General features: G+C 72.9%; 7 protein-coding genes and 1 pseudogene. 7 read left to right on the top strand and 1 reads right to left on the bottom strand.

Translation table 11 applies throughout. The features are described 5' to 3' along the window. Positions 1–146: 146 nt before the first annotated feature. The 6 genes from PV341_RS41705 to PV341_RS41680 all read left to right on the top strand — a co-directional run bounded on the left by PV341_RS41705 (position 147) and on the right by PV341_RS41680 (position 5,178). A complete protein-coding gene (locus PV341_RS41705; RefSeq protein ID WP_500328897.1) occupies positions 147–590 on the top strand; it encodes a roadblock/LC7 domain-containing protein in 444 nt (147 codons plus the stop codon). Next, a complete protein-coding gene (locus PV341_RS41700; protein ID WP_499509237.1) occupies positions 587–946 on the top strand; it encodes a DUF742 domain-containing protein in 360 nt (119 codons plus the stop codon). Before PV341_RS41705 ends, PV341_RS41700 begins: the two co-directional genes overlap by 4 nt. Further along, entirely contained in the window at positions 927–1,571 is a 645-nt protein-coding gene (locus PV341_RS41695; RefSeq protein ID WP_499509236.1) for a GTP-binding protein, read from the top strand. The genes PV341_RS41700 and PV341_RS41695 overlap by 20 nt, the downstream gene beginning before the upstream one ends. Beyond that, on the top strand, positions 1,568–2,821 hold the full coding sequence (locus PV341_RS41690; RefSeq protein ID WP_500328896.1) for a cytochrome P450: 1,254 nt from the start codon (positions 1,568–1,570) through the stop codon (positions 2,819–2,821). Before PV341_RS41695 ends, PV341_RS41690 begins: the two co-directional genes overlap by 4 nt. Further along, positions 2,821–4,065 (top strand): cytochrome P450 family protein, encoded by a 1,245-nt coding sequence (locus PV341_RS41685; RefSeq protein ID WP_500328895.1) that lies wholly within the window; start codon positions 2,821–2,823, stop codon positions 4,063–4,065. Before PV341_RS41690 ends, PV341_RS41685 begins: the two co-directional genes overlap by 1 nt. A 90-nt stretch (positions 4,066–4,155) precedes the next feature. Further along, on the top strand, positions 4,156–5,178 hold the full coding sequence (locus PV341_RS41680; RefSeq protein WP_500328894.1) for an LLM class flavin-dependent oxidoreductase: 1,023 nt from the start codon (positions 4,156–4,158) through the stop codon (positions 5,176–5,178). Between the two features lie 49 nt (positions 5,179–5,227). Here PV341_RS41680 and PV341_RS41675 read toward each other — a convergent pair whose 3' ends face one another. Next, complete coding sequence (locus tag PV341_RS41675) at positions 5,228–7,345, bottom strand: PhoX family protein (protein ID WP_500360581.1); 2,118 nt, start codon at positions 7,343–7,345, stop codon at positions 5,228–5,230. 649 nt (positions 7,346–7,994) lie between these two features. On the opposite strand from PV341_RS41675, the pseudogene PV341_RS41670 reads away from it, so the two are divergent. Further along, positions 7,995–8,194: pseudogene (locus PV341_RS41670) on the top strand (hypothetical protein); the annotation flags it as partial.

The raw sequence follows: 8,194 nt of genomic DNA, 5'->3' as shown, positions 1-8,194 counted from the left end.
GTCCAGACGTGCCGTCGCCGGCCGTCGTCGCCGGGTAGGGCTGGGAGGAACCCGGCGGGCGGGCCGTCCGCCGTCCCCGCGACCGCGCCCCGCGCGGACCGCGACGAGCACAACGCGACGGCCCCATCCCCAGAAAGCGACGCGCGATGACCGCACCGGCCACCGGCCACACCAGTACGGACGAGCGGCTCAACTGGCTGCTGGAGAACCTGCTGGAGCGCACCCCGGGCGCCCGCCACGCCCTGGTCCTGTCCCGGGACGGGCTCAAGCTGTGCCGCACCCCCGAGCTCTCGGTGGACCAGGCGGACCAGCTCGCGGCCATCTCCGCCGGCATCCAGAGCCTGTCGCAGGGCGCGTCCATGGAGTTCGGCGACGGCAGCGGCGGCGTGCGGCAGGCCATGGCCGAGTTCTACGGCGGGATCCTGTTCATCGTCGAGGCCGGTGACGGCGCCCACCTCGCGGTCGTCGCCGACGACGACGCCGAGGTCGGCCTGATCGGCCACAACATGCACGAGCTGGTCGAGCAGCTCGGTGAGCACCTGAGCGCTCCCCCGCGCGAGGTGCCCGGTGAGGACGGCGACGGCGCATGACACCCCGCCCGGGCCGGGAGGAGGATCCGGACCGGCTGTACACCCTGACGTCGGGCCGCAGCCGGCCCGCGTCCGACGCGTTCGACCTGGTGACCCTGGTGGTCGCCGAGTGCGATCCGGTCCCGGGGATGCAGTCCGAGCACGCGGCGATCCTGCGGATCTGCCGCCGGCCCACCGCCGTCGTGGAGCTCGCCGCCGACCTGGGACTCCCGGTCGGCATCACCCAGGTGCTGCTGTGCGACCTGCTGGACACCGGCCGGATCAGCGCCCGGCACCCCCGTACCGCCCGGACGGCGGCTCAACTGCCGGACCCCGAGATCCTGGAGCAGGTGCTCGTTGGACTACGCAACCTCTGACCCCGGCCTCGTTCCCGGCCCGCCGGGGCCGCGGGCGCCGCTCGACGCGAGCGCCGACAACGGGCTGAAGATCGTCATCACCGGTGGGTTCGGCGTCGGGAAGACGACCATGGTCCGCTCGGTCAGCGAGATCCGTCCGCTGAACACCGAGGAGACGATGACCCAGGCCGGAGCCGGGGTCGACGACCTCGCCGGTGTGGGGGCGAAGACCTCCACCACCGTGGCCTTCGACTTCGGCCGGATCAGCGTCAACGCGCGCACCGTGCTCTACCTGTTCGGCGCGCCCGGGCAGGAACGGTTCTGGTTCCTGTGGGACCGGCTGTTCTCCGGCACGCTCGGCGCGGTGGTGCTGGTCGACACCCGCCGGCTGGACGACTCCTGGTACGCCATCGACCGCCTGGAGCACCACGGCACCCCGTTCGTGGTGGCCCGCAACGACTTCGGCGGGCCGAAGCACACCGAGGAACAGGTCCGCGACGCGCTGTCACTGGCGGACGGGGTGCCGCTGGTGGACTGCGACGCGCGGTCCCGGCAGTCCTCCAAGGACGTCCTCATCACCCTCGTCCAGCACCTGCAGACCCTGTCCGGCGCCCGCCCGCGCCCCCGGGAGAGGACCGCCCCGTGACCAGTCAGCCCTCCGCGGCCGCCGGCGCCTGCCCGTTCGCCGGGGCGGTGCCGTTCAGCGGTCCGCGCTTCCACGTCGAACCGGCCGCCCTGTACCGGGAGTTGCGCCGCGAGCACGGGGCCCTGGCCCCCGTGGAGCTCGACGGCGGCATACCGGCCTGGCTCGTGCTGGGCTACCGGGAACTGCTGCACGTCACCGGCGACCCGGTGCTCTTCAGCCGCGACTCGGACCTGTGGAACCAGTGGGACCGCATCCCCGACGACTGGCCGCTGCTGCCCATGATCGGGCGCAAGCAGCCGTCGATCCTCTACACCGTGGGCGAGCGGCACCGGCAGCGCGCCGCGATGATGGGCAACGCCATGGAGGCCATCGACGCGGTCGAACTGCGCCGTCACGCCGAGCGCTACGCCGACGGGCTGGTCGACACCTTCTGCGGCAGCGGCAGGGCGGACATCCTCGACGAGTTCGCGATGCTGCTCCCGGTCCGTGTGCTGGCCCGGCTTTACGGCTTCCCCGAGGAGCAGGGCCCCCGCCTGGTGAAGGCGGTCAAGGACCTGGTCGACGGCGGCGCGGACGCCATCGCCGGCCAGATGTACGTCTACTCCGCGATGACCGAGCTGCTCGAGGCGAAGAAGGAGCAGCCGGGCGCGGACGTGGTCTCGCGGATGCTCGCCGACCGGTACGACTTCTCCGACGAGGAGATCGTGCAGGACCTGATGGTGATGACCGTGGCCGGGCACCAGCCCACCGCGGACTGGATCGGCAACTCGCTGCGGCTGATGCTCACCGACGACCGCTTCGCCGCCTCGTTCACCGGTGGCCGGAACAGCGTCGGACAGGCCATGAACGAGGTCCTGTGGGAGGACACCCCCAGCCAGAACATCGCCGGGCGGTGGGCCAGCCGCGACACCCGGCTCGGCGGGCGCCAGATCGCCTCCGGCGACCTGCTCATCCTCGGCTTCGCCGCGGCGAACGCCGACCCGCAGGTGCACCTGGAGGCCGGGGCATCCACCAACGGCAACAACGCCTGGTTCTCCTTCGGCCACGGTGAGCACCGCTGCCCGTTCCCGGCGCAGGAGATCGCCGAGGCCATCGCCCGCACCGGCATCGAGGTGCTGCTGGACCGGCTGCCCGACCTCGAACTGGCGGTCGACCCCGCCGAACTGGTGCGCCGTCCGTCCCCGTGGCTGCGGGGCATGACCAAGCTCCCCGTGCGTTTCACACCCACCCCCGTGCTAGGAGAACTCTGATGGAATGCCCGGTCACCGGCCACCGCGCGGCCTCCCCGATCGTGCTGGACCCGCTGGTGGGCGACCTGGTCGCCGAGAGCGCCGCGCTGCGCGAGGAGGGCCCGCTGGCCGCGGTCGTCCTGCCCGGCGGGGTGCCGGTGTGGGCCGTGACGCACCATGCCGAGGCCCGCGCGCTGCTGACCGACCCGCGGCTGGTGAAGGACATCGCCCACTGGGACGCCTTCACCCGCGGTGAGATACCCGCCGACTGGGCGCTGATCGGCCTGGCCAACCCCGGCCGCTCGATGCTCACCGTGGACGGCGCCGACCACCGCCGGCTGCGCGCCCTGGTCGCCCAGGCGCTCACCCCCCGCCGCGTCGAGCAGATGCGGGCCCGCATCGAGGAGCTGACGGCCGGTCTCCTGGAGCGCGTCGAGGAGGCGGCACGTGAGGGCGAGGTGCTGGACCTGAAGGCCACCTTCGCCTACCCGCTGCCGATGTACGTCGTGCAGGAGCTGATGGGCATCGACGAGGCCCACCTGCCCCGCCTGAAGGTGCTGTTCGAGAAGTTCTTCTCCACCCAGACCCCGCCCGACGAGGTCATCGCCACCCTCGGCGAGCTCGCGACCCTGATGGCCAAGACCGTCGCCGACCGGCGCGCCGAGCCCGGCGACGACCTGACCAGCGCGCTCATCGCGGCCTCCGAGGACGGTGACCACCTCACCGACGCGGAGATCCAGAGCACCCTGCAGCTGATGATCGCCGCGGGCCACGAGACCACGATCTCCCTCATCGTGAACGCGGTCGTCAACCTGCTCACCCACCCCGACCAGCTCGCGCTGGTGCGGGAGGGCAAGGCGAGCTGGGAGTCGGTGGTGGAGGAGACGCTGCGCCACTCCACGCCCACCTCCCACGTGCTGATCCGCTTCGCCACCGAGGACGTCCCCGTCGGCGACAAGGTCATCGCCAAGGGCGAGGCGCTGATCGTCTCCTACGCGGCGATCGGCGGCGACGAGAAGCAGCACGGTCCGAGCGCCGGCGTCTTCGACATCACCCGCGAGCACCCCATCCGGCACATCGCCTTCGGCCACGGCCCGCACGTGTGCCCGGGCGCCGCGCTGTCCCGGCTGGAGGCCTCGGTGGCGCTGCCCGCCCTGTTCGAGCGCTTCCCCAAGCTCGACCTGGCGGTGCCGGCGACGGAGCTGCGGAACAAGCCCGTGGTCACCCAGAACGACCTGTACGAGCTGCCGGTCACCGTGAACTGACCTACCGTCGGTGTCCGGCACCGTCCCGCCCCGCTCGAGCCGGAGCGGGGCGGTGCCGGTCCCGCCCGACCCCGCGACGAGGAGGGCGCCGTGCCGTCGTACGGCAGGCCGCTGCGCAAACTGGGCTTCCTGACGATCGGGCTGTTCGACGAGGCCGACCCGCGGCGCGGGCACGAGGCGACGCTCGAGATGATCCAGTTGGGCGAGCGACTGGGCTTCGACAGTGCGTGGGTGCGCCACCGCCACCTGCAGTTCGGCATCTCCTCGCCCGTGGCCGTCCTCGCCGCCGCCTCGCAGCGCACCAGCCGCATCGAACTCGGCACGGCCGTCATCCCGCTGGGATGGGAGAACCCGCTGCGACTGGCCGAGGACCTGGCGACGGTGGACCTGCTGTCCGGCGGCCGCCTCAACCCGGGCGTCAGCGTCGGCCCGCCGATGCACTTCGACGAGGTCCGCGGCGCCCTCTACCCGGACACCGCGGGCCACGAGGACTTCTCCTACACCCGGGTGGAACGCCTGCTGGGCTTCGTCCGGGGCGAGCCGGCCACCGCCTTCAGCGGCACCGAGGGCTTCGAGGTCTTCTCCGACCGCGTCCAGCCGCACTCCCCGGGGCTCGGCGACCGCATGTGGTACGGCGGAGGGAGCCTGCGCTCGGCGCGGTGGGCCGGGGAGCACGGGATGAACTTCCTGACGAGCAGCGTGGTCAAGGCGGAGGAGTCCGAGGACTTCGCGGCGATCCAGCTGTCCCACGTCCGTGCCTTCCGTGCCGCACACCCCGACGGCGAACGGGCCCGGGTCTCGCAGGGACTGGTCGTCGTCCCCACCGACAGCGCCTCGGCCGGCCAGCGCGAGAAGTACCGGGAGTACGCCCGCCGGCGGCTGCCGCGCACCGCCGGCCCGCAGGGCCCCGGGCGGCTGCTGTTCGCCCCCGACCTGGTCGGCACCTCCGAGGAGATCGCGGAGCGGCTCTCCGCGCACGCGGCCTTCCGCGAGGTCGACGAGGTCGCCTTCGCGCTGCCGTTCGCCTTCGAGCCCGAGGACTACGTGCAGATCCTCACCGACATCGCCACCCGGCTCGGACCGGCCCTCGGCCGTCCGGCCCCGGCCGCCTGACGGCCGCCGTGGAGCGGCCCCGCCCGGCACGCCGGGCGGGGCCGTGGCGTCACACGCCGATGTCGCGGCCGTCCTTGCGCCACACCACGACGACGGAGGGGCGGGGGATCCGCTTGCCGCCGTCCGGCCAGCGCGAGGACGGGTTCTCGTACGTGGAGCCGTCGGTCTCGCCGGGGTGCTGCACCGCGACCAGGACGCGCTGGTCCTGGACGATCGGGCCGCAGGTCTCGGCGCCCTTGGGCACGCTCAGGAACTGCCGGACCTGACCGCGCTTGTCACCCCTGACCGCGACGCCGAAGAGGGCGTCGTGGGTGCCGAGGGTGCCGGGCGCGCCGTCGGTGGAGATCCACAGGTTGCCGTGCGGGTCGAAGGCCACGTTGTCCGGGCACGAGATCGGGCTGACGTCGTCCTTCGGGAAGCCCGCGAAGTAGGTGGCGGGGTCCGAGGGGTCTCCGGCGACCAGGAACAGCCGCCACGCGAAGCGGTCGGCGGCAGGGTCGTCGAAGAACTCGGCCAGCTCCAGCACGTGCCCGTGCTTGTTGTTGCTCCGCGGGTTGGCCTCGTCGGGGCCGGCGGAGCCGGCCTTGCCGCGGTTGGTGTTGTTGGTCAGCGCCACGTAGACGCGACCGGTGCGCGGGCTGGGCTCGACGTCCTCGGGGCGGTCCATCTTCGTGGCACCGGCCTTGTCCGCCGCCATCCGGGTGAAGAGGTAGACCTCCTCGGCGGTCATGCCCTCCACGAAGGAGGTGGTGCCGCTCGCCAGCCTGATCCACTCGCCCGAGCCGTCGAACTCGCCGTCCGAGGGCAGCTTCCCGCTGCCGTCGAACTCCGCGGCAGGGCTGTCGCCGGTGAGCCTGGCGACGTAGAGCGTGCCCTCGTCGAGCAGCGACAGGTTGTGCTCGCGGACGGCCCGGCCGCTGCCGTGCCGCATCGCCTTGCTCGCCACGAACTTGTACATGTAGTCAAAGCGCTCGTCGTCGCCCATGTAGACGACGGGGCGGCCGTCATCGGTGAGCCGGGGCTGCGCGGCCTCGTGCTTGAAGCGGCCGAGCGCGGTGTGCTTGCGCGGCGTCGAGTCCGGGTCGAAGGGGTCGAGCTCCACGATCCAGCCGAAGCGGTTGACCTCGTTGGGCTCCTTCGCCAGGTCGAAGCGGTCGTCGAACCGCTCCCACTTGCGCTCGCTGGCCGCGCCGGCGACGCCGTAGCGCTTCAGCCGCTCCGCGGTGACCGGGTCGGTGACCGAGACCGCGTTGCCGAAGTACTGGTTGAAGTTCTCCTCGCCCGAGAGCACGGTGCCCCACGGGGTGGTGCCGCCGGCGCAGTTGTTGAGGGTGCCGAGGACCTTCGTGCCGGTGGGGTCGGCCTTGGTGCGCAGCAGGGGGCTGCCCGCGGCGGGGCCGGTCAGCCGGAAGGCCGTCTTGGTGTGGACCCGCCGGTTCATGCCGTGCCGGTTCACCGGGTACAGGCGGCCGGAGTGCCGGTCCTCCTCGACCACGACCACGCTGAGGCCGTGCGCGGCCCATGCGATCTCGACCTGCTCGCGGGTGGGGTCGGCCGCGTCGTAGCCCGGGAACATGAGGATCTCGTCGGTGTACTCGTGGTTGGCGACGAGTACCTGACGGCCGCGCTCACCGGGCAGGTCGAACAGGTGCAGGAAGTCGTTGTTGTAGCCGAACTGGCCGGCCTGCGCCGCGGCGGTCTGCCGCGCCTGGTCGAACGCGGGGGCGCCGCGCAGGATGGGGTCGCCCCAGCGGATCACGACGCTCTGCGCGTAGCCCTCGGGGACGACGAGGGCGTCCACGGTGTTCGGCTCGACGGGCCGGAAGCGCAGGCCCTTGGCGGCGTCGGGGTCGACGGTGCCGCCGTGACCGCCGTGACCGCCGTGACCGCCGTGACCGCCGTGCTTCGGTTCGGGGGCGGCGACGGCCACGTCGGTGCCGGACGTGACGGCCATGCCTCCTGCGGCGGCGGCCAGGGTGACCACGGCACCGGTCCGCAGCATGGTGCGGCGGGAGAGGGCGTCGGCGACGACGTCGCCGAGGTAGGCGTTGCCGCTGGTGTTCGGGGCCTCGTGGGCGCAGGCGTCACCGCACTTGAACCGGCAGGTGAGGGCGGACCTGCCACCGTCGTGGCGGGGGAGGAGCGGAAGAAGTCTGTGCGGCCGCACAGTGCCTCCAAGTCTATGTTCCGGTATAGCGAATCCCATGGGACGGTAAAGAGCCCTGTTCTCGCGGGGGTGGCCGGAACGTGAACCTCGGATGAACCGGTGCGCGCGGCCGGGGTGCCGCCGCGCGGTTGACACCGCACGGAGGCCGCGGGCATGGCCGTGGCCACGCCTGTCCTCGTGGCTCCCGACGGCACGGCGCTTGCTTGCGCGGCGACCAGGCCTGCCCATGGTCTGCCTGCCGGGGGGAGGGTGTGTGGGGCTCCGCCAGCTACCGCTGCGACCGCCTCGTCGACGACTTCGAGGCGCTGCGCGCCCACCGCGGCCTCCGTTGGTCTCGCCGTCGGTACGGACGTTCGGCCGGCCACGGTCCGGCTCCGGCAGGGGGAGCCTTGGTACGACGCGGGCTACACGGCCTTGGAGGAGGTCGTCGCGGGGCGCGGGGGAGGACGGCCGCAGGGAGGCCGTCGCGCCCTTCCCCCACGGGCGTTGGGACGGGACCGCGCGGGCGCTGGAGGCCGGAGGCGCCGAGGAGAGGAGCGACGCAGCCGCGGCCGTCTTCCGCTCGGGGGACGCCTGGGAACCGGAGCGCACGCGTACGGCGCTCGCCCGCTTCGCGGGACCGGTGCTCGTACTGGCGGGGGAGTGCGACGTGCACGCACCACCGCCCGCGATGGCCGAGGTGGCGGAGCTGTTCCCGGACACCGCGCCGGGCGTTCAGCCGGGCGCCGGGCACTTCCCGTGGCGGGGCGAGCGGGAGCGGTCGGTACCCGGCCGACTCGGACAGCCCGGAGCGGAGGGCGAGTCCACCGGGCGGGATCCGTTCCCGCCCGCCCCGCCACGGGAAGTGCC

The organism is Streptomyces sp. PA03-1a (assembly GCF_033792805.1).
GTDB lineage: Bacteria > Actinomycetota > Actinomycetes > Streptomycetales > Streptomycetaceae > Actinacidiphila.
Note: the sequence above shows the minus strand (reverse complement) of the source record. Positions and strands in the feature narration are given on the sequence as shown.